The sequence below is a fragment of the Hoyosella subflava DQS3-9A1 genome (assembly GCF_000214175.1).
GTDB lineage: Bacteria > Actinomycetota > Actinomycetes > Mycobacteriales > Mycobacteriaceae > Hoyosella > Hoyosella subflava.
In genome coordinates, this window is sequence record NC_015564.1 from 634,073 (window position 1) to 655,222 (window position 21,150).

Genomic DNA, 21,150 nt, shown 5'->3' on the forward strand with positions numbered 1-21,150 from the left:
GTGGCAGTTGTCACGAAATGCCCTCCTTCTGCTTCTTGCGCCGACGGAGCAGGAACAAGGACGCGATCCCGCCAGGCAAGAACCCGACGACAAGTACGAACAATGCGCCCTGGGCGTACGTCCACGCAGACGGGAACTGCTCCGACAACGTCGTCTGGGCCCAGGCGACGGCGATTGCACCTAGCACCGGTCCGAGCAGAGTGGTACGGCCACCGATCGCGACACCGATGATGAAGGCGATCGAGGCGAGTACTCCGACGTCTTGCGGGGTAATGATCCCGACGATCGGGACGAACAGCGCCCCGGCGATCGATGCCCACAAGGCTGCGACGACGTAAGCGACCAGCTTGATGTTCGCGGGGTCGTAGCCGAGGAAGCGGACTCGCTCCTCCTGGTCCCGCACGGCAACGAGCAGTTCGCCGTACCGGCTGTTCATCAGCTGCCGGGTGATGAGCATGACCACCAGCAGAGTGCCCGCGGCGATGAAGTAGAGCATCTGCTTGTTGACTGGATCATTCAGCGTGAAGCCGAACCAGGTGCGGAAGTAACTGATGCCATTCGAGCCGCCCAGCGTGTTCTGCTGACTGATGAGCAATATCGCAAATGCCGCCGCGAGGGCCTGGCTGAGTATTGCGAAATACGCGCCTTTCACTCGTCGCTTGAATATGCCCATACCGAGCAGCAAGGCCAGCAATGGCGGGATGGTCATGATCATCAGCAACGTCGCGAATGGGCTGGTGAATGGGAGCCAGAAGCCGGGAAGGTCACGCTGCCCGCCGAGCTGCATGAAATCAGGCAGTGCCCCCGCACCACTGCGGATTTCCGCGTCAGCGAGCTTCATGTGCATGGCCATCATGTAGGCGCCGAGTCCGAAGAACACGCCCTGCCCGAGGGTGAGCATTCCGCCGCGGCCCCACGCCAGGCCGATGCCGACAGCGACGATGGCGAAGCACAAGAACTTTCCAAGCAGATTGAGCCGGAAGTCGCTGAGCACGGCAGGTGCGACGACGAACAACATTAGAGCGCCGACTGCGAAACCGAGGACGACGCCGTAGCGCTCGAACCAGGACCGGTCAGCTTTCGGAATCTTCCGCTTCGCGGCGTCGGGGGATTCCTTGACCAAGGTGCTGATCATGCGAGGCTCCTAGTCTTGACGCTGACGAGGCCCTGCGGCCGAACTTGCAGGAAGATGATGATCGCAACGAACACCAAGACTTTGGCGATGCTCGCTGTGGTGGAGTATTCGATTACCGCGTGCAGCACTCCCAGCGCGAAGGCAGCGATCACGGCCCCGCGAATCTGACCAAGACCACCAGCGATGACGACCAGGAACGCGTCGACGATGTAGCTCTGGCCGATCGTCGGGCTCGTTGACCCGATCAGTGTCAGTGCGACTCCAGCGACTCCAGCGAGACCAGAGCCAATGAAGAACGTCGTGATGTCGGTGCGCCGGCTTGAGATTCCGCTTACTTCAGCGAGATCACGGTTCTGAACGACCGCGCGGATCCGGCGCCCCATCGAGGTGTACTTCAGCGCTGCGGCGAGAATGGCGACGCACACAATGGCGAGAATCAGGATGAACAGTCGTGATTTCGTCAGAACGACACCGAGTACCTCGATGTTGCCGCGCAGAAACTCGGGCGTCGCGACGTTGACGGCGGGAGCGCCGAAGATGTCCCGCGCGACTTGCTGCAGGATCAAACCGACGCCGAACGTGACGAGCAATGTGTCCAGCGGCCGGTGATACATGCGTTTGAGCAGGGTCGCTTCGAGGACTACGCCCATGACGCCGCCGACGCAGAAACCGACAATCAGCGACACGAACAGCGACACCCCGGCACTTGAAATAACCTGCTGTACAACGAATGCGGTGTACGACCCGGCCATGATGAACTCCCCGTGCGCCATGTTGATGACGCCCATCTGGCCGAACGTGAGGGAGAGGCCCAGTGCGATCAGAAGCAAGATCGAACCGATGCTGAGCCCAGTAAAGAGCTGGCTGGCTAAAACGTCCATCGACACCAACCTTTCGTGTGAGAACTGACTTGTGTCCGCACGCTGGGGCCCGCACCTGCCAGGCACGGGCCCCAGGGCCCTAAATCAGTTAGAGCATCAGTTGCCGGACAGGCCGTCAGCCCAGTCGTACGACTCGAGGTAGGGGTCCGGATCGATCGGACCGTCGGACTCCCACACGGTGTCGATGAGACCGTCACCGTTGATCACGCCGATGCGGGACGTCTTGGTGATGTGGTTGTTGTCGCCGTTGATCGTCACGGTGCCTTCGGGCGCGGCGAAAGACACTCCACCTGCAGCCGCCTGTACGTCGGCGACGTCGAATGATTCAGCTTGCTCGACCGTTTCTTTCCAGAGATAGACCGAGGTGTACGCGGCCTCCATCGGATCTGAGGTCGGCTTGTTGTCGCCGTAGCGCTCCTTGTAGGCCGCGACGAATGCCTGGTTCTCCGGAGTGTCGACGGTCTGGTAGTAGTTCCACGCGGTCAGCTGGCCCTCGATGTTCTGCACACCGATGCCGCCAACTTCTTCCTCCGCAATGGACACTGAGACGACTGGCATTGCTTCGGCGGTCAGGCCCGCGTTGGAGTACTCGCGGAAGAAGGCGACGTTGGAGTCACCATTCAGGGTATTGAAGACCGCATCTGCTCCAGCGGTACGGACTTTGTTAACGATGGTCGAGAAGTCCGTTGAACCCAGCGGGGTGTAGTCCTCACCGAGGATCTCGATGTCATTCGCTTCCGCATACGCCTTGATCACAGAGTTCGCCGTGCGCGGGAACACGTAGTCGCTGCCCACGAGGTACAGGGATTCTGTGCCCTGCTCTTTCAAGTAGTCGAGGGCGGGGACGATCTGCTGGTTCGTGGTCGCACCGGAGTAGAAGATGTTCGGTGACGCTTCGAGACCCTCATACTGGACGGGGTAGTAGAGCAGGGAGTTGTTGTCCTCGAAGACCGGCAGCATCGCCTTACGGCTCGCCGAGGTCCAGCCGCCGAAGACTGCTGCCACACAGTCCTGCCGGATCAGTTTTTCCGCCTTCTCGGCGAATGTGGCGGGGTCGGATGCCCCATCTTCACCGACGACCTGAATCTGCTTGCCGAGGACGCCACCGTCGGCGTTGATTTCTTCCACCGCGAGGCGGATCGAGTCGCGCACGGTGACCTCGCTGATCGCCATCGTGCCTGACAGCGAGTTCAGGGATCCAACTTTGATCGTGTCACCACTTGTATCGACGCACGATTCCGCGCTGGCGGCGGCCTCATCGCCAGCACGGCTGCCGCACGCCGTGAGAAGTAGACCGATCGCTACCAGTGCGGTGGGGGCAGCGACCATGCGCCTGGACAACCTCATCGGCACACCTTTCGTTCCATTCGTCGGGAGCTTTCGGTGACGCCGTGAGGGCGCCACGCTGAAGCCAGTCCTCGGGAACGGTATTGAGTGCCTGTTTCGGTCAAGTGACCAGTTGTCACGGTGAGGTGAATCACTGTTACCGGGTGGTAAACAGTCTCAAAGTGGGCGAAAAGGAAGTGTGGCGGGCGCTGGGTGAAGCACACAGCGCCCGCCACTATCGTCGTGAACCCACTGGGCCGCAGCCCGCAACCCCCGCAATGGATGGCGGTGTGCGGGGGCGGCTCACTGGGGCTGGACCTGGGGTCGCACGACGACCATCGAGTGCCGTCACCCGGTGGGGCGGGCAGTGGGGCGGCACCCGAAGACTGGGTCAGCCCAGAGGGACGGTGTTCATCCCGTCGGAAAAGCAGCCTTTACCTGTCTGGAAATCACCCGCGAACGCAGGCCCGCCCATGCACTGGGGCGCCGAGGTCCCGGAAACCATGACAGTGGCACCCGGTCCTGCGATTCCGATTGAAAGCCCCGGGTTGAGGCCCCACGTTTCGACGGTCGCACCATCGCCGATGGCAATGGCAGCGGGGCCTGAGAAGTTGGTCGCCGCGCTCGTCGCGGTACCACCATCCGCCGCAATCGCCAGGGAAAGTCCGAACATTTCTCCGGCCGCTGCGGCGTTGCCGTCAAAGCCAAACGCTGCTGCTGCGCTCGAATCGTCTGCGGTCGCAGAACATGATGATGTGGCCGAGGTTGCTGCCGGGCCAGTTCCCGGAACCGCCGGACACTCCACGGGCGCGGCTGCTGCTGTCGTCGCACCCAGTAGTGACACCGAGCCAGCTATCAGGGCACCGCTCGCAGCGAGAGCGAGGCGGCGTGTAACGCGATGGTGTGTTGATACTGCCGTCTGAGACATGCCATCTCCATCGGGGTGAAGGTGTGAACTGCCCTACACACAGTCTTCGGAGCATGAGTTCAGGCGGATTGGGTCAGAGTGAAAATTCTTGAGAAACGAGTTAGCGCGGGTCCGGAAGCCGGAACCCGCGCCAACTTGCACACGCTGCCCTTAGGAGCCGAGGAAACCATCGACGGAGCCAGCGAGGTCGCCGAACATGTCGAAGACCATCTCGAAGTTGCTGAAGTCGCCAGTGCCGTCGTTGTCTCTGATCCATAGCGCGAACGCCGCGATCATATCGAGAATCGAACCGAACATGTGCGTAACCCCTTCACAGTAAACTGCTTTCAGCGCAGGCATTCCGCGCCTGCTGTAACGGTATGTTGGGGCAGTCCCGAATCCGGTCACCGATCAGGCTCGGCCGAATGACGATACGCTCACAATCCGCGCGCCGCGCCCCCGAACCGTCACAGGTGCGGAGCGAACTCCTCGTCCGGTATCCGCTCTCGCACGCGATCCCGCGAATCCTCCCGCACGAGGTACGGGGAAATGGTGCTGCGGTGTTCGTTGAGGTCGATGTCCTTCCCGATAGCAGGAAAGGCCCGCTGCGGACAGGTGTCCCGTTCGCAGATCCGGCAGCCCACTCCAATGGGCGTTGCTGTGCCGGAATCTGAGATATCGAGTCCGTCGGCGTAAACGGTGCGTCCCGCGTGGCGCAGTTCGCACCCCAGGCCGATCGCGAAAGTCTTTCCAGGCTCCCCGTACCGGGAGGCCCGCCGCTCGACTGTTCTGGCGATCCACAGGTAGCGGCGGCCATCGGGCATTTCGGCGATCTGCCGCATGATCTTGCCGGGATAAGCGAAAGTCTCGTAGACATTCCACAGCGGACATGTGCCGCCAGTCGACGAGAAGTGAAACCCCGTTGCAGATTGTCGTTTCGACATGTTGCCTGCGCGGTCTACCCGCACGAAGGAGAACGGCACTCCCCGGAGGTTCGGCCGCTGCAGCGTCGACAGTCGGTGACAGATTGATTCGTAGCTGACCGCGTAGAAGGCGGACATCCGCTCGACGTCGTACCGAAAGTCCTCAGCCACCTCGTGGAACTGCCGGTAGGGCAGCATCGTTGCGGCAGCGAAGTACTTGGCGAGGCTGACCCGGGCGAGTCGGCGCGCGGCGTCGGAGCTGAAGTTGCCTTCGTCCACAAGCTCATCAAGGAGGTCGCCGCACTCGAGATACGCGAGCTCAGTGGCGAACTTGAAGACTTGCTGACCTGGAGAGAGACGTGTCGAGATCTCCATCACCCGAGTTTCGGGGTGGTAGCGGTGCAGTACGGAATCCCCAAGGTCGATGCGCTTGATGATCTGCACGCCGTGCACCCGCTCGAGCCGCCGGGCGATTTCTCTCCGCACGTCGGCGTGGTGCATGCGCATCTGCACGGTCAGCTGCTCGGCGGCGGTGTCGAGTTCGTGGAAGTAGTTCTGACGCTGGTAGACGTAGTCACGGACTTCCTCGTGCGGCATTGTGATCGCGCCGGATCCGCTGCCGTCGTTGTACCGGTCTTCCGTGGCGGCTGCCAGCTGGGAGGTCGTGTTGCGGTAGCGGCGGTGCAGGTTGACGACCGCCCGGGCAATTGCGGGGTGTGTTTGCACCAGGCTGGCAACCTCTTGCGCGTCGGCATCCACGCCGACTTCGGAATCGAGGAGAACCTCCCTCATTTCGGCGATGAGACGGGTGGTGTCCTGAGAAGCGAAGAACGTCGCATCGACTCCGAATAGCTCGGTGATCCGCAGCAAAACGGGGACGGTCAGCGGCCGCACGTCATGTTCAATCTGGTTCAGGTAGCTCGCCGAGATGTCGAGCATCTTCGCAAGCTCGACCTGACTCAGGCCCCGCTCGGCTCTCAGTTGCCGCAAGCGTGCACCGACAAACGTCTTTGCCACGACTTCCAGGCTATGCGCAGCCTGGCGGGACTGCTAGCCGATTCCCATGACCAGGTTCGCAATATTCACAGCGGAGCGCGAGACAAGCGCACAATCCGGCCGTCTAGTCGAATGTGAATGTGCTCACATTGCTGCAATGCCGGGCATCGGCTGGCGTAGAGGGGTTGCGGGCGGTGCGCGGAGGTGGTGTGGGAGGGCCCGTGCGCTCACCTGCGCTAACGTAACGCCCGTACTGTTTTTCTGGCAGCCTTCACGACTCTTCTTCGCAAAATTTGCAAGACCCCTCGTAAACCTAGCCACAATTGGCACTTGCAAGGGGTAGACCAGCGTCTTTATGGTGTGGCATCGTCGGTTAAGTAACCGAACCACCGAGGTACAAAGATGCGAAGCCGGTCACATGTGTGAGCACTCGGTAACGAGCCGTTTACACGGGCCGCTTCACGCCTCGTAAGGGTCAGACTCACAGAAACTGGAGAATCGATGTCTAACGTCGGTAAGCCACGTACCGCCGCTGAAATTCAGCAGGACTGGGACACCAACCCTCGCTGGAAGGGAATCAACCGCGACTACAGCGCTGAGCAGGTCGCCGAACTGCAGGGCAGCGTCGTAGAAGAGCACACGCTGGCTCGTCGCGGTGCGGAAATCCTGTGGGAAGGCGTCAATAGCGACGATTACATCAACGCTCTTGGTGCACTGACCGGCAACATGGCCGTTCAGCAGGTCCGCGCGGGCCTGAAGGCCATCTACCTGTCCGGCTGGCAGGTCGCCGGTGACGCGAACCTTTCCGGTCACACCTACCCTGACCAGAGCCTCTACCCGGCAAACTCAGTTCCAGCTGTTGTTCGCCGCATCAACAACGCGCTGCTCCGTGCCGACGAGATCGCGCGCGTCGAGGGTGACACGGCGGTTGACAACTGGCTGGTGCCGATCGTCGCTGACGGTGAAGCTGGCTTCGGTGGCGCGCTGAACGTCTACGAGCTGCAGAAGGCCATGATCGCCGCGGGCGCAGCTGGTACCCACTGGGAAGACCAGCTCGCGTCGGAGAAGAAGTGCGGCCACCTCGGTGGCAAGGTGCTGATCCCCACCCAGCAGCACATCCGCACGCTTACCTCGGCCCGCCTCGCAGCGGACGTTTCCAACACAGAAACCGTCGTCATCGCTCGTACCGACGCTGAGGCCGCGACACTCATCACGTCTGATGTCGACGAGCGTGACCGCCCGTTCATCACCGGCGAGCGCACCGCTGAGGGCTTCTACAACATCAAGAATGGCATCGAGCCCTGCATCGCCCGCGCGAAGGCTTACGCACCGTACGCGGACATGATCTGGATGGAGACCGGTGTTCCGGACCTCGAGGTCGCGAAGAAGTTCGCCGAGGCTGTGAAGGCTGACTTCCCAGACCAGCTGCTGTCGTACAACTGCTCACCGTCCTTCAACTGGCGGGCGCACCTCGACGACTCGACGATTGCGAAGTTCCAGAAGGAACTCGGCGCGATGGGCTTCAAGTTCCAGTTCATCACGCTCGCGGGCTTCCACGCTCTCAACTACAGCATGTTCGACCTGGCTTACGGCTATGCCCGTGAAGGCATGACCGCCTACGTTGACCTGCAGGAGCGCGAGTTCGCGTCAGAGGCTCGCGGCTACACCGCCACCAAGCACCAGCGCGAGGTCGGTGCTGGCTACTTCGACCGCATCGCTACCACGGTGGATCCAAACACCTCCACCGCAGCCCTCAAGGGGTCGACTGAAGAAGGCCAGTTCCACTGATGACCGGGCAAGCTGACACTCCCGCCGCCAAGCCGGGCGCCGGAGAAAAGATCTCGCGAGTTGGTGTTATCGGCGCCGGGCAGATGGGTGCTGGTATCGCGGAGGTGTGCGCTCGCGCACACGTCGACGTGCTGGTGTTCGAGCAGACCCGTGAACTCGCCGCAGCAGGCCGGGCGCGAATTCTCCGGTCGCTTGACCGTGGTGTGAGCAGTGGGAAGATCACCGAGCGTGAGCGGGAGCAGGCCGCATGGCGCCTCCGCTTCACCTCCGATCTCGGTGATTTCGCTGATCGTCAGCTTGTCGTTGAGGCTGTTGTCGAGGAGGAGAAGGTCAAGACGGAAATCTTCCGCGAACTTGACCAGATCGTCACCGACCCAAAGGCAGTACTGGCCTCCAACACCTCGTCCATCCCGATCATGAAGCTGGGGATGGCCACCAAGAATTCCAGCCGTGTAGTGGGCATGCACTTTTTCAACCCGGTGCCGGTCCTTCCTCTGGTTGAGTTGGTGACCACATTGATGACCAGCTCCGACGTGTCCGAGCGCGCGGAAGCGTTCGCTCGCGATGTGCTCGGCAAGCAGGTAGTGCGGTCCGCGGACCGTTCCGGCTTCGTGGTCAACGCCCTCCTTGTCCCGTACCTGCTTTCCGCGATTCGTATGGTCGAATCTGGATTCGCGACGGTGGAGGACATCGACAAGGCGATCGTGCTCGGTCTTGCGCACCCAATGGGACCGCTCGCGCTGAGCGACCTGGTTGGGCTCGACACCATCAAGGCCATCGCGGACTCGATGTACGAGGAGTTCAAGGAGCCTCTCTACTCGCCGCCGCCGCTGCTGCTGCGCATGGTTGAGGCGAGCAGGCTGGGCAAGAAGGCTGGGCACGGGTTCTACCAGTACCCAGCGTCTGGCCGTCCGTCCGCGAAGTGATCGGCTAGCCAGCCGAGCGGACGCTCAAACAGCAAGGGGTGCGGTTATTCCACAGCGAACGACCGCGCCCCTTCTTGTCGTTTACGGCCTTTAGCGCAGTAGGGTTGCATCGAGCACAAATACTGGCCGCCAGCACTCGGCACGGGGCCGGGCTGCGGCGCAGGAAAGGTGAAGGCAGGAATGACCAGTTCCCCCCACATGAGTGAGTACCGCTCGAGCATCCTGGGCTATCCGCGGATCGGTCCGCGCCGTGAACTCAAGCGTGCTCTCGAGTCGTATTGGCGCGGTGGAATTTCGCAAGAGGAACTGGTTGCTGCAGGAAGGGAACTGCAGGAGCAGACCTGGAGCGAACTCGCTGCCACCGGTCTTTCCCAGGTACCGGGGAACACCTTCTCGTACTACGATCATGTCCTTGACACAGCGTTTCTGTTCGGCGCGATTCCGCAACGATTCAAAGCGCTACAAGAAGAATTGAACCCGCTCGACTTGTACTTCACGATGGCTCGCGGCCGTCCCGACTTTCCGCCGCTCGAGCTCGTGAAATTCATTAGCAGCAACTATTACTATCGCCAGCCGGAATTGGATCCGGACATGGAGTTCGGGCTGAACGCTGATCACATTATTGATGAGATCCAGCGCGGCAACGAGGCTGGTATCGAGCTCCGCCCGGTCATCATGGGTCCCGTCACGCTTCTCCTGATGAGCAGGGCGTCCGCGCGGGCGCCCGAGGGCTTTCAGACCCTCGATCTGCTCGATCGTCTCCTCACGAAATACGAGGATCTTTTCGAGCGACTGGCGCGTGCAGGCACGACCTGCGTTCAGCTTGATGAACCGTACTTCACGCTCGAACGCACCGATGCCGAACTCGAAGCTTTCAAGCGCGCGTACGACACACTCGGCCATTCACCACTGCGCCCGCGACTGCTCGTGACCGGTCAGTATGGTGATCTCGGCCCTGCACTCCCTATTCTCGCGGCAACGAAGGTCGAGGCCATCGCGCTTGATCTGGTGGCTGCGCGAAAGACTCCTGCCGAGCTAGCCGAGATTCCAGGGCTCCGGCGCAAACGTATCTATGCGGGTGTCGTCAGCGGGCGGAATGTGTGGAAAACCGACAAACTAGCCGCGCTCGACTATCTCCGCGAACTTCAGGAAGTTGTGCCGGACATCGTCGTGTCCACCTCGTGCACACTGTTGCACGTTCCGGTGGACGTTCTCTCTGAATTCGATTTGCTCGGGAGCGTTGCAGACCGTCTCGCGTTCGCCAAGCAAAAAGTCGGGGAAGTGGTTGCGCTGGCCCGTGCCCTGAAAGATGGCGCACCAGCGCGCTGGGAGTCACCGAGTGTTGAGCCCATCGCTGCGCCAGACGATGCTGTGCGCAGGCGCGTCGCCGCGGTGACCGACGCTGACCGTGAGCGCGTCCCGTACGCGCAGCGCAAGGTTGCACAGCAAGAGGCGCTGCCTCTTCCTATCGTGCCCACGACGACTCTCGGCTCGTATCCCCAGTCCGCTGCGCTCAGACAGGCCCGATACGACCTTGGCCAAGACCGGCTCACGTATGACGAGTACGTGGGGGTGGTGAAGAGCGAAATCGAGACAGTCGTCCGGCTGCAGGAAGACATCGGGCTCGACGTTCTGGTCCACGGTGAAGTCGAGCGAAACGACATGATCCAGTACTTCGCCGAATTGCTTGAGGGCTATCTGGTGACACGGAACGGCTGGGTGCAGGTCTACGGTTCGCGCTGCGTCCGGCCGCCAGTCCTCTACGGAGACGTGTCGCGTCCGAAGCCAATGACGGTCGACTGGATCGGCTACGCGCAATCACTTACGGATAAGCCAGTCAAGGCGATCTTGACGGGCCCAGTAACGATGCTCGCTTTCTCGTTCGTCCGAGAAGACCAGCCACTTCAGGAAACGGTCATGCAACTCGCGCTCGCTGTTCGCGACGAGGTAGCGGACCTCGAAGCCGCGGGCATCAAGGTCATTCAGGTCGACGAACCTGCGATTCGGACGCTCCTGCCACGCCGCCTAGAGGGCCGCGAGGAGTACTTGAAGTGGGCGGTCGACGCATTCCGGCTCGCGACCGCGGGTGTGAAACCAGAGACGCAGATCCACACGCATATGGGCCTCTCCGGTGTCGCCGCAGTGGTGGAAGCGATCGAAGACCTCGACGCTGACGTCACCTATCTTGTTACCGCGACTCGGACCTTGTACTGGGTGCTCGACGCGCTGCAGGACGCCGGGCTCACCCGTGGCGTCGGGCCAGGGGTCTACGAGAGTCACTCGGCACGTATTCCCGACATCGATGAGATTGATGAATTGCTCACCAAGGCCGTCCAGGCAGTTGAACCTGAACGTTTGTGGGCCAATCCCGATGGTGGGCTCAAAACCCGGCACTGGTGGCAGCTCGAGCCATCGCTGCGCAATCTTGTGGCAGCTGCCCGGCGCATCAGGAGGCGCGCGAGCTAGGTTGTGCCCGACGGCGCGCTGCAGTTAGGCGTCCTGCCTGAGCTTGCCTGCTCATATTGGGTCACAATGGTCCTGTGCAGCTGATGGACCTCAATGACGAAGCCAAGCGCCGCGATCTTCGCAAGATGAAGATGTTTTCGCTGGCCTTCCTGGCAGTGGCCGCTTCGATTTACCTGTACTGCCGGTACCTGGAATCGCAAGAAGACCCCGCCGGCTGGGTGAGCTTCCTGCGCGCGGCGTCAGAAGCTGGTGTGGTTGGCGGACTCGCGGACTGGTTCGCCGTCACGGCGCTGTTCAAGCGCCCCATGGGACTTCCAATTCCGCATACGGCTCTGATCAAGAAGAAGAAGGACCAGCTTGGCGAAAACCTTGGCACTTTCGTCGGGTCGAACTTTCTGTCGCGTGACGTAGTGACGCAGCGCCTGCAGTCTGCAGAACTGCCCAAAAAGGCCGGGGAGTGGCTGGCTGACCCGGCGCACGCCGACCGGATCGCGACCGAGGCAGCTGCGATGCTGCGTGCCTTCGTGATGGTGCTGCGCGACGAGGACGTGCAGCAGGTCATCGACAACACGCTGGTCAAGCGCATTGCGGAACCGAAGTGGGGGCCGCCACTCGGGAAGATCCTCAGCGAACTGCTGAAGGAGAACAGGCAGCAGCCGGTGATCGAGTTGCTCTGTGACCGTGCCTACCAGTGGGCGCTCGGGTCGCAGGAAACGATAGACCGGATAGTCACGAGGGACTCGCCGACCTGGTCCCCCAAGATGGTCGATCTGCTCGTCGGCGAGAAGATCCATCGGGAGCTCGTGGAGTTCGCATGGAAAGTCCGATCTGATCCCGAGCACGAGGTTCGCGTCGCGGCCAACCAGTTCCTCTTCGACTTCGCCGACGATCTCCAGAATGACGAGACCACCATTGCGAAGGCCGAGCGCATCAAAACAGAACTGATGAACCGGAGGGAAGTCACCGGTCTCGCAAGCGCGGCATGGTCACTAGTGAAAAAGATGATCCTCGAATCGGTGGATGACCCCAAGAGCACATTGCGGCTCAAGATCCGCGACTCCGTGATCAGTTTTGGCGAACGGCTGAAGGACGATGCGGCGTTGCGTACCAAGGTTGAGCGCTGGATGACCGACGGCGCGGGATACGTCATCGATAACTACGCGCACGAGATCACGAGCATCATCAGCGACACCGTCGCGAAATGGGACGCCGATGAGGCGAGCGACAAGATCGAGCTGCAGGTAGGACGGGATCTTCAGTTCATCCGCATCAACGGGACAGTCGTCGGAGCCCTGGCTGGTTTGTCCATCCACTCCATTACCCATTTGCTGTTTGCCTAGCTAGTGTGAAAACCATCACACTGCATGTTCGACACAGCTATCGTGAGTGCTTGCAGCAGTTAGCACACGTGAGTACCCTCACGCACGTAGCCGGAGCAGAAGGTGGAGTTGATGGCCCAGGCTGACGGCGAGTTTGACGGCGCCAAAGATGATCCCGAGTTGATTGCCGGAGCGAGCGGCAGTGAACGGGACGACGCCGCTGGCGCCGTCGATGAGCAAGACTCGCCTGAACGCTCCGCGGAAACCGACAATGAGGTCGGGGATGCGTCCGATCTAGAGAAGGACTCTGACGCCTCGCGCCAGGCTGGGGGACCTGCGGCGGTCCGCGTTGTCAGCAACGCGGCGCAGGACATCGGAAGCTTCATACGTGCGCAGCGTGAGCTGGCTCAAGTGTCGCTCCGACAGCTCGCCGAGCGTGCCGGCGTCAGTAACCCTTATCTGAGTCAGATCGAACGTGGGCTACGCAAACCGTCCGCTGAGGTACTCGGCCAAATTGCTAAGGGGCTGAGGGTATCTGCTGAGGCGCTCTATGTGCGTGCTGGAATTCTCGAACAGCGGCAGTCAAGTCCCGTGCGTGACGCGGTACTTGCCGACGCAACGCTCAATGAGCGCCAGAAGCAGGTCATCCTCGAAATCTACAACTCGTTCTGTCACGAGAACGAGGCCAGCCAGGAGTAGGCCACCTGTCCTTCGCTGCTTGCTCCGCCCCGGGGTAAGTGCTCATAGGGGGTGCTGTCTTGGCGCACACATACGTCGACATTGATGGGGAGCAACATATGGCTAGGACAATCGAATCTGTGAAGACACCGCTTTTCGCGGCTGTCGGCGCGGGGGACTTGGCAGTAGAGGCCGTCGGGGGGTTCGTGAAAGATCTCCGTGGTCGCGCCGCCACTGCAGCTACGGACACACAGGCAAGGGCACAGCGCACCCGGGAGATCATCTCGTCGCTGCCATCGCAGGTCCCGAGTGACTTGAGCGAGTTGCGTGCGCGGATCAATGGGGAAGACTTCCGAAAGCAGGCGGAGTCGTACCTGCAGAACGCTGCTGGGGCATACGGGGAACTGGCGCAGCGCGGGGAGGGCCGTATCGAGTCGATCCGCCGCCAGCCTGTATTGGAGGCCCGTCTGACCGAGGCGGCTGGGGCCACCGAAGAGGCAATTGAGGAACTTACGCGACGCTCACGATTCGTTCGTGATTTCGCAACCCGCGCTGTCGGGCGCATCGCAGCCCGTTCCGAGAAGGCAGTCGATGCGGCGAGCGAGCAAGCCGCGCAGGTTGCGGGCGCCGCATCTGAAGCCGCCTCACGTGCAGTCGAGGCTGTGGCCGATGTCAAGGACACAGTAGTGACGGAAGCTGCCGAGGTTCGCGACGCCGCTGCGGAGCGCGTCGCAGATCTTGCCGACGAAACCCGGGAGACCTTGGCCGGGGCGGCTGAGTCGGCGGACGACACTTCGAAGGATGCGACGGATGCCGCGACGGATGCCGCCGAGAAGGCGAAGGAAGAAGTCGCCGAAACAGCAGCGACGGTGAAGAAGGCGCCGACGCGTCGCACTGCGACGAAGCGCGCCGCGTCGCCGCGCCGGAAGAGCAGCCCGTCCAAGTCCGCCGCCGAGCAGTAGGTCGCACATCCTGCACGAGCTTGGGCCGCGCCGCAGTGGTGCGTCCCAAGCTGTGTAGAACGGTCAATCAGCCACCACTAGAGTGGTAGGTGTGCAAATACAGGCCTTTGTTTCGCTGCTCCTGACCCTTGCCGCGATCGGCGCTGGCGCGTTCGCGGTCGTTCATGCGGTGCGGCAGCGTCCAGATGCGTTTCCGGCAGTGGATAAGCTGACCAAGCCAGTGTGGCTCGCCATCCTCGGCGTCTCGACATTTGTGCTGTTTGTCTTCAATCTGCCGAGCCTGCTGGGTTTCGTTGCTGTGATTGCTATCGGGGTGTATCTCGCGGATGTTCGCCCTCGTGTGGATGAGGTTCAGCGCGGCCCTCGCTGGTAGTCGACACGTAAGAAAGTTTTACCTTAAACCTTGACAACGGTCATTGTCTCAATGGTACGGTACTAGCGAGCCCCAACGAGGAGGCTTGGCCGGTTTGCGCCGGTGGTGCCTTGAGGAGTGATCAATGTCGATCGTCCACGACATGAGGCGAACTGCCCCTGCAGAGGGGGCGCGTACTGAAGGTTCAACTCGCATCCGCAACGCCGCGGATGTCGAAAGTGTTGCCTTTCTTCAGGTGCAGACAACGGAGTCTAGCGCCGAAGAAACCGGCCGTCGCCTGCTTGACTCTGCAGCTCGGAAGTCGCTCGACCCAGCTACGGAGATCGATTGGGAAGCCCCTCTCGATCCTTCGCTTTACGGCATGACCCCTGAATGGTCTAGCTTGTACGGCACTGAACTGTGGGAGCGAATGACTCCCGAGCAGCGGATCACGCTCACCAATCACGAGGCTGCGAGTATCAGCGGCACCGGCATCTGGTTCGAGATGATTCTCATGCAGATGCTCTTGCGTGACATTTACTGGCGAGACGCAGCAACGTCGCATGTACAATTCGGGCTTACCGAAATTGCGGACGAGTGCCGTCACTCAACGATGTTTGCGCGCGCTGCCACCAAGATGGGTGTTCCGTCATATAAGCCTGGCAAAGCTGTCATGCACCTTGCCAACGCGTTTAAGTCGGTTGCTACCGGCGCATTGGCGTACGGTGGCACACTATTCGCCGAGGAAATCCTCGACATGATGCAGCGCGACTTTATGCGTGATGAACGCGTGCAGCCCGTCACTCGGGCTGTCAGTCAGATCCACGTGCTTGAAGAGGCGCGACATATTCGATTTGCTCGCGAAGAGACGATCCGCCGGATGCGTGAAGTCAACTGGGTCCAGCGCGAAGGCGCGCGTTTGATCCTCGGTATTACCGCGTACTTCATTGTGACCGAGCTGATTAATCCGGGGGCGTACAAGGCTGCGGGCCTCAATCCGAAAGAAGCAAAGAAGGCTGCCCGAGAGAATCCGCACTACCAGCGCAAGGTTCGTGAAGGATCACGCAAATCAATCGAGTTTCTTGACAGCGTTGGGTTAATCGGTGGGCCATCGAAGTTCCTGCTGCGCCGGGCCAACATAATCTGAGGTCCGTTGAAACGGTAGGAAGAGATGGTCGCGGTATACTCCACGCAGGTGCTCACTGCGCCGAGCGATCGGCATAGTCAAAACCCCTCCGTTCAGCGCGGAGGTGAGCGAAAGCGGGAGATGAAGGAATACCGGATCGACGATCTGGCACGCGCGGCAGGGATCAGTGTCCGAAACGTGCGTGTTTACCAGGACCGTGGATTACTGCCGCCGCCTCGTAAAGAGGGCCGGACAGGGTGGTACAACGAGTCTCATCTCTCGCGCCTGCGTCTGATCATCCGCATGCTTGAACGCGGTTACACATTTGCGACGATCAGCGAATTGCTCCTCGCCTCCCAGCAGGGAATGAGTGTTGAGGACATACTTGAAACTGACGATATACGAGGCCCCCTAGGGTTCTTCCGATCAAAAGCGAAGGTCACGCTGGGGGAGTTCCGAAAGATCTTTGGCGACCCAGCCGCGCCAGCGCCTGCAGAGCGAATCAAAGTTCAGGGTGCTCTGGCCGGACCGGTCGATGAGTTGTCCGCCGTAAACCCAAAGTTGCTCGAGATCGCACAAACGCTCGTGGATTCCGGAGTCCCGCTTGAGAAGGTTCTCGAGAAGGGGGAGATCGTGCGCGATGATTTGCGGGATGTCGCGCGCGTCTTCGTTTCTACCATCACGGAGACGTTCCTGCCCGAAGGGCTTGGCTCAGCGGAAGGAATTCACCTCGATGAAAAACGGATTGCGGAGCTTGCAGAGCTGTCCAAAAAACTCCGCCCGCTCGCGAACCGCGTCGTGGATGTGCTTTTTACTGAGGTAATGGAAATTGAAGTCAGCAGGGCAATCAATCGTGCTGCCACGGCACTCAACGGATCGCCTGAAGAAGGCCAGCCCGGCCAGGAAACTCGCTGACCTGCGGATGCTCGACAAGCAAATTCATTGACCGCACTGCAGACCGGTTCTTTTGCAAAACTCCACGTGGGGGCTTGCAAACTGGGCTACTTTGTAAAAAGATTACGTCTTAAGCGCAACGACGCGCTTACCGGCAATGCTGCCGGAGCCACGAACACGATGAGGTGAATCTGGTGAGATTCCCGGTGATTGGCCCAGTGGTGGGTGCGGTCCCAGTTACGCTGCCATTCGCGTCCATTGGGCTGGCGCGTCAGGCGTTATTGGGAACAGTCCCGGCTTCGGCCCGCAAGCTCTTGGCGCCCGGCGACACTGGCTCCGTCCAGTTGCCAGCGTCGGCCCCACTGCCGAACCCCACACTTTTCTCCGAGATCACCGCTCCCGTCGCGGACCAAACGATCGTCTCGAAAGACGGAACCAGGCTGCACGTCCGCGTGTTCGGCCGTCCCGGGGCACAGCCCCTTGTGCTTTCGCACGGCTGGACCTGTTCCACTGAATTCTGGCGTCCACAGATCAATGCGCTTGCGGACGAGTTCCGTGTCATCACATACGATCAGCGCGGGCATGGTCGCAGCGAACTTGGCCGTGCGAGGCTCAGCCCTGAACTGCTGGCAGACGACTTTTCGAGTGTTCTTTCCGGGACGCTGGCGCCCGGCGAACGCGCGGTGCTGGTCGGCCACAGCATGGGCGGTATGACCATCATGTCGTGGGCCGATAAGCACCGGGCGGAAGTGGCGCGCTACGCCTCGTCGGCTCTGCTGCTCAGCACCGCCTCAGACCGACTGACTGCCGAGGAACTGGTCATCCCTCCCATGCTGCGGAATGTGCCGGGCCGTCCGGTACTGGTTCACGCCCTCATATCAGCGCCAGTGCCCACGGGGCTCTTGCCGTCTGAGATCCTGCGCTACGCAACGATGGGTACCGCTTCAACTCCGGAGCAGCGCGAATTCTGCCGCACGATCGTGAATGCCTGTCCACGCCGGGTCCGCGGCATGTGGGGCACGGTTTTGGGCCGACTGGATATCGCGAACGCTCTGGACAATCTGGTTGTTCCGACGAGTGTCCTCGTCGGAAGCGCGGATCGTCTGACGCCACCGGTGCATTCCTACCGGATCAAGGATCGGCTGGAGATGTCCGGCAACCTGGAGTCATTCAGTGAGATCGCGGGTATCGGACACATGAGCCCCGTGGAGGCGCCAGAGATGGTGGTCTCCGAGATCCGTCGCCTCGCCGGTATCCCCGCATCGCATCGTCGCGTTGGCTGACTAGCTGAAGATCACCGTTTTCCTGCCGTGCACCTGCACCCTGTCCTCCAGGTGCCACCGCAGCCCACGTGACAGGACGATCTTCTCGATGTCGCGCCCGTGGCGCACCATGTCGGCGATCGAGTAGGAGTGGTCGATTCGCACCACGTCCTGTTCGATGATCGGGCCTGCGTCGAGTTCCGCGGTGACGTAGTGGCAGGTTGCGCCGATGATCTTCACGCCCCGCTCGTGGGCTTGATGGTAGGGCCGGGCACCAACGAACGACGGCAAGAAGCTGTGGTGGATGTTGATCGCCTTGCGCTTCCAGTGCGCACACAACTCAGGTGGCAGCACCTGCATGAATCGCGCCAGGACGACAGCGTGCGGATCATGTGCGTCAACGAGTGTGCGCACCTGTTCAAACGCTGCGGAGCGCTGTTCCGGATCGGCCGGGAACGGAACATGCTGGAATGGGAGGCCGTGTGCCCGCGCGACCGGTTCCAGGCTCGTATGGTTTCCGATGACAGCGCAGATCTCTGCGGGAAGTTCACCCGTCGCGGCGCGGCCGAGCAGGTCGTGCAGGCAGTGCCCTTCCTTGCTGACCAGGAGCACGATCCGCTTCGGCTCTCCGGTGTCATGCACGGACCACTCGGCTTCCTTGCCGAACGTAGCGGCGATTTCCGCAAAACGTTCCCGGAACTCTTCAAGACTCATCCGCACCGATGAAGCAGTGACAGCCTGCCGCGTGAAGAACCAGCCGGTATCAGGGTCAGCGTGGTACGCCGCTTCCACAATCCAGGCACCGGCCCCAGCGAGGAACCCGGACAGGCGCGCCACAATACCCAGCGCGTCGGGACAGCCAAGGGACAACACGAAACGGCGTTCGTCAGAGACCGGGTTCAATACCATGCCGGTAAGTATGACAAGCTCACCAGAATGGATCCGCTCCGCAGTCTCACCCGTTCGCGTGTCGCCAGCATGATTGACCACACCTTGCTGAAGCCCGAGGCCACGACGAATGATGTTGACGCCCTCATCTCGGAGGCCCAGGAACTCGGCGTCCTCGCCATCTGTGTGTCGCCGTCGATGCTTCCGGTGAAGGCTGAGGGCCTCGTCGTTGCGACGGTAGCTGGGTTCCCTTCCGGGAAGCATCAGTCACTCGTTAAAGGCGTCGAGGCGCGTATGGCTGTGGAGGCCGGTGCGGTTGAGGTCGACATGGTGATCGACGTCGGCCGGGCGCTCGCGGGTGATTTCGATGCCGTACTCCAGGACATCCTCATCGTGCGTGAAGCCGTCGGCATGAAGACGGTGCTGAAGGTGATCATCGAATCAGCCGCCCTGCCCGACGAAGCCGTTGTGCGTGTATGCGAGGTCGCCCGGACTGCCGGTGCGGATTTTGTGAAGACCTCGACTGGGTTTCACCCGGCTGGCGGGGCCACGGTTCACGCCATCGAGTTGATGGCGCAGACTGTGGGCGGCCAGCTGGGTATTAAGGCGAGCGGCGGCATCCGGACAGCCGAGGCCGCACAGGCAATGATTGCAGCGGGTGCGACACGGCTGGGTCTGTCCAGCTCGCGAGGTGTGCTTGATGGCTTCGCTGACTGACGAAGAGCGTCGTTAGAACAGGTCGCACGTCACTTCTTCGCCTTCAGCTCGCTCGAGTTCCGCGCGGTCGCCTTCGAGCCGGACTTCGATGCCCTCGCTGGTGACGGTCATGTCAGTGGGCTTCATACCGAGCGGGAAATCGGCAAGACCGTCGCCGATCGTCTGAATTATCGACTGGGGCAGTTCACGAGGAATGCCGATTCCCAGCAAGTTAGCCTCGGTGACCTCGAGTGAGATCGCTTCATTCTGGATTGTCGGCGCGACTGTAACACCAAGAATCGCACCCACGATCTGAATCGCCAGCGTCTGATCTGCGGGCCTCGGCTCGACCGAGGTGACAACCGCGAGGATGCCCTGCTGTTGCAGCGTGGCGAGGATGCCTTGTGACGACCACCTGATGTCAGCCGCCGAACTCTCGACCGTCGTCGCGATGTCGCCGTCGTTGAACGTCTGCACACCGTTGAGCCGCAGATCCATATGCATGCCGTCCGCATCACCGAGACGGTTGCCGGTGGTGGAAACCTCGACCCATGGCGTCTTGCCATCGACCATCTGCATGAGCATCGGCTTGCGGCTCATCGTGACTTCAACGTCAGACCCGATCGATTCGCTCATCGACTGTGCCATGCAGTCCGACACTCGGTTGCGCAGGTACAGTTCGCTGCCGACACCGACGGCGGCAATGCCAACAACAAGCACGGCAACCACAATCAGGGCGATGCGGCGGCCACGGCGCTTCCGCTTGGGCGGTGGCGGATAGTTACGGTTACTTGTCATCATCGACTGCCATTCTGCCCGAGGGTTCTTCAGTCAGCGCTACGAGAACACTGTGTTTTCCCTAAGGTCTTTCACACTGTGACGTTCGGGGGCCACCTGGGCCCAGTCGACGGTGAGGATGCAGTCGCGCAACCTGCGCCGGGAAAGTTGAACGGGGATGCCCCGATCTCGCATCGCGAGAAGTGCCGCGCGCCAGCGCTGCCGCGGGCCGTAGGGCGCATAGCCCGCCGCGCGCGCCCAGCATTCGTCGGCAAGGTTCAGCAGATCAAAGATTCGTTCTCCGGGGACGTTTCGGTGGATCAGGGCCTTCGGAAGCCGCTCAGCCACATCCGACGGGGTGGTGACAGAATGCGGATCCCACGCGAGAGTGAGACTCAGCGGACGGTACTTGTCGAGGAGGATCCACGCACAGCGCCGTCCGAGCTCGTCGCAAGTGCCGTCCATGATGAGCCCATCCGGTGCCAGGCCCGCCTGCATCGCTGCCCACGCCGCTGGCACATCAGCCTCGTCGTACTGACGCAGAACGTTGAATGCGCGCACCAGGACGGGATGAAGCCCTGCGAGCTCGAATCCTCCGTACGCGAAATCAACCCCGTCTCCGCCCGTGACAACGCGCGCGGGGTCGATCTCGAGCCCGACAACCCGGGTGTGGGGCGCGACGGCGCGAAGCCGGGCTGCGAGCTCGAAGGTTGTCACCGGCGTCGAGCCGTAACCCACGTCGGCGACGAGCGGTTCGGGCGTACTTTGGAGGACGCGCCGCACATCTGGATGGTGTACGAGCCACCGGTCACCGCGGCGCAGGCGGTTCACGCCGGTGGTGCCACGCG

General features: G+C 61.4%; 20 protein-coding genes. 11 read left to right on the forward strand and 9 right to left on the reverse strand.

The window, feature by feature from the left end:
* Positions 1 to 10: 10 nt before the first annotated feature.
* The 6 genes from urtC to ramB form a co-directional block, all read right to left on the reverse strand.
* Positions 11 to 1,018 (reverse strand): urea ABC transporter permease subunit UrtC, encoded by a 1,008-nt coding sequence (gene urtC, locus AS9A_RS02920; protein ID WP_237707921.1) that lies wholly within the window; start codon positions 1,016 to 1,018, stop codon positions 11 to 13.
* Between the two features lie 113 nt (positions 1,019 to 1,131).
* Complete coding sequence (urtB, locus tag AS9A_RS02925) at positions 1,132 to 2,016, reverse strand: urea ABC transporter permease subunit UrtB (protein WP_013805403.1); 885 nt, start codon at positions 2,014 to 2,016, stop codon at positions 1,132 to 1,134.
* 96 nt (positions 2,017 to 2,112) lie between these two features.
* Positions 2,113 to 3,363, reverse strand: coding sequence for an urea ABC transporter substrate-binding protein (urtA, locus tag AS9A_RS02930; protein WP_083826434.1), 1,251 nt, complete (start codon positions 3,361 to 3,363; stop codon positions 2,113 to 2,115).
* 370 nt (positions 3,364 to 3,733) lie between these two features.
* Entirely contained in the window at positions 3,734 to 4,270 is a 537-nt protein-coding gene (locus tag AS9A_RS02935) for a DUF6764 family protein (protein WP_041450816.1), read from the reverse strand.
* A gap of 150 nt (positions 4,271 to 4,420) precedes the next feature.
* Positions 4,421 to 4,567 carry a hypothetical protein gene (locus tag AS9A_RS24025; protein ID WP_013805406.1) on the reverse strand — a complete coding sequence of 49 codons (147 nt, stop codon included), beginning with the start codon at positions 4,565 to 4,567 and terminating at the stop codon, positions 4,421 to 4,423.
* Positions 4,568 to 4,716: 149 nt separating this feature from the next.
* A complete protein-coding gene (gene ramB / locus AS9A_RS02945; protein ID WP_013805407.1) occupies positions 4,717 to 6,189 on the reverse strand; it encodes an acetate metabolism transcriptional regulator RamB in 1,473 nt (490 codons plus the stop codon).
* 480 nt (positions 6,190 to 6,669) lie between these two features.
* On the opposite strand from ramB, the gene aceA reads away from it, so the two are divergent.
* The 10 genes from aceA (at position 6,670) to AS9A_RS02995 (ending at position 17,962) form a co-directional block, all read left to right on the forward strand.
* On the forward strand, positions 6,670 to 7,956 hold the full coding sequence (aceA, locus tag AS9A_RS02950; RefSeq protein WP_013805408.1) for an isocitrate lyase: 1,287 nt from the start codon (positions 6,670 to 6,672) through the stop codon (positions 7,954 to 7,956).
* Positions 7,956 to 8,882: a 3-hydroxybutyryl-CoA dehydrogenase gene (locus AS9A_RS02955; protein WP_013805409.1), complete on the forward strand. Its 927-nt coding sequence runs from the start codon at positions 7,956 to 7,958 to the stop codon at positions 8,880 to 8,882. Before aceA ends, AS9A_RS02955 begins: the two co-directional genes overlap by 1 nt.
* Positions 8,883 to 9,062: 180 nt before the next feature.
* Entirely contained in the window at positions 9,063 to 11,348 is a 2,286-nt protein-coding gene (metE, locus tag AS9A_RS02960) for a 5-methyltetrahydropteroyltriglutamate--homocysteine S-methyltransferase (protein ID WP_041450818.1), read from the forward strand.
* An 83-nt stretch (positions 11,349 to 11,431) separates the two neighbouring features.
* Positions 11,432 to 12,688 carry a DUF445 domain-containing protein gene (locus tag AS9A_RS02965; RefSeq protein ID WP_083826642.1) on the forward strand — a complete coding sequence of 419 codons (1,257 nt, stop codon included), beginning with the start codon at positions 11,432 to 11,434 and terminating at the stop codon, positions 12,686 to 12,688.
* A 162-nt stretch (positions 12,689 to 12,850) separates the two neighbouring features.
* Positions 12,851 to 13,366, forward strand: coding sequence for a helix-turn-helix domain-containing protein (locus AS9A_RS25040; protein ID WP_148262546.1), 516 nt, complete (start codon positions 12,851 to 12,853; stop codon positions 13,364 to 13,366).
* Positions 13,367 to 13,464: 98 nt separating this feature from the next.
* Positions 13,465 to 14,307 (forward strand): hypothetical protein, encoded by an 843-nt coding sequence (locus AS9A_RS02975; RefSeq protein WP_041450819.1) that lies wholly within the window; start codon positions 13,465 to 13,467, stop codon positions 14,305 to 14,307.
* Between the two features lie 91 nt (positions 14,308 to 14,398).
* A complete protein-coding gene (locus AS9A_RS02980; RefSeq protein ID WP_013805414.1) occupies positions 14,399 to 14,680 on the forward strand; it encodes a DUF2516 family protein in 282 nt (93 codons plus the stop codon).
* A gap of 124 nt (positions 14,681 to 14,804) precedes the next feature.
* Positions 14,805 to 15,806, forward strand: a complete 1,002-nt coding sequence (locus tag AS9A_RS02985) for an AurF N-oxygenase family protein (protein WP_013805415.1) — start codon at positions 14,805 to 14,807, stop codon at positions 15,804 to 15,806.
* A 48-nt stretch (positions 15,807 to 15,854) separates the two neighbouring features.
* On the forward strand, positions 15,855 to 16,700 hold the full coding sequence (locus tag AS9A_RS02990) for a MerR family transcriptional regulator (protein ID WP_237707870.1): 846 nt from the start codon (positions 15,855 to 15,857) through the stop codon (positions 16,698 to 16,700).
* A 173-nt stretch (positions 16,701 to 16,873) separates the two neighbouring features.
* Entirely contained in the window at positions 16,874 to 17,962 is a 1,089-nt protein-coding gene (locus tag AS9A_RS02995) for an alpha/beta fold hydrolase (protein ID WP_013805417.1), read from the forward strand.
* Here the strand turns inward: AS9A_RS02995 and purU are convergent, their stop codons facing one another.
* Positions 17,963 to 18,850, reverse strand: coding sequence for a formyltetrahydrofolate deformylase (gene purU, locus AS9A_RS03000; protein ID WP_041450820.1), 888 nt, complete (start codon positions 18,848 to 18,850; stop codon positions 17,963 to 17,965).
* Between the two features lie 27 nt (positions 18,851 to 18,877).
* Between purU and deoC the strand changes: the two genes are divergently transcribed.
* The gene (deoC, locus tag AS9A_RS03005; RefSeq protein ID WP_013805419.1) at positions 18,878 to 19,546 is read left to right on the forward strand and encodes a deoxyribose-phosphate aldolase; all 669 of its coding nucleotides are present in this window, start codon (positions 18,878 to 18,880) and stop codon (positions 19,544 to 19,546) included.
* Between the two features lie 12 nt (positions 19,547 to 19,558).
* Here deoC and AS9A_RS03010 read toward each other — a convergent pair whose 3' ends face one another.
* Positions 19,559 to 20,326: an LmeA family phospholipid-binding protein gene (locus AS9A_RS03010; protein ID WP_013805420.1), complete on the reverse strand. Its 768-nt coding sequence runs from the start codon at positions 20,324 to 20,326 to the stop codon at positions 19,559 to 19,561.
* A gap of 36 nt (positions 20,327 to 20,362) precedes the next feature.
* On the reverse strand, positions 20,363 to 21,133 hold the full coding sequence (locus AS9A_RS03015; protein ID WP_013805421.1) for a hypothetical protein: 771 nt from the start codon (positions 21,131 to 21,133) through the stop codon (positions 20,363 to 20,365).
* Positions 21,134 to 21,150 lie beyond the last annotated feature (17 nt).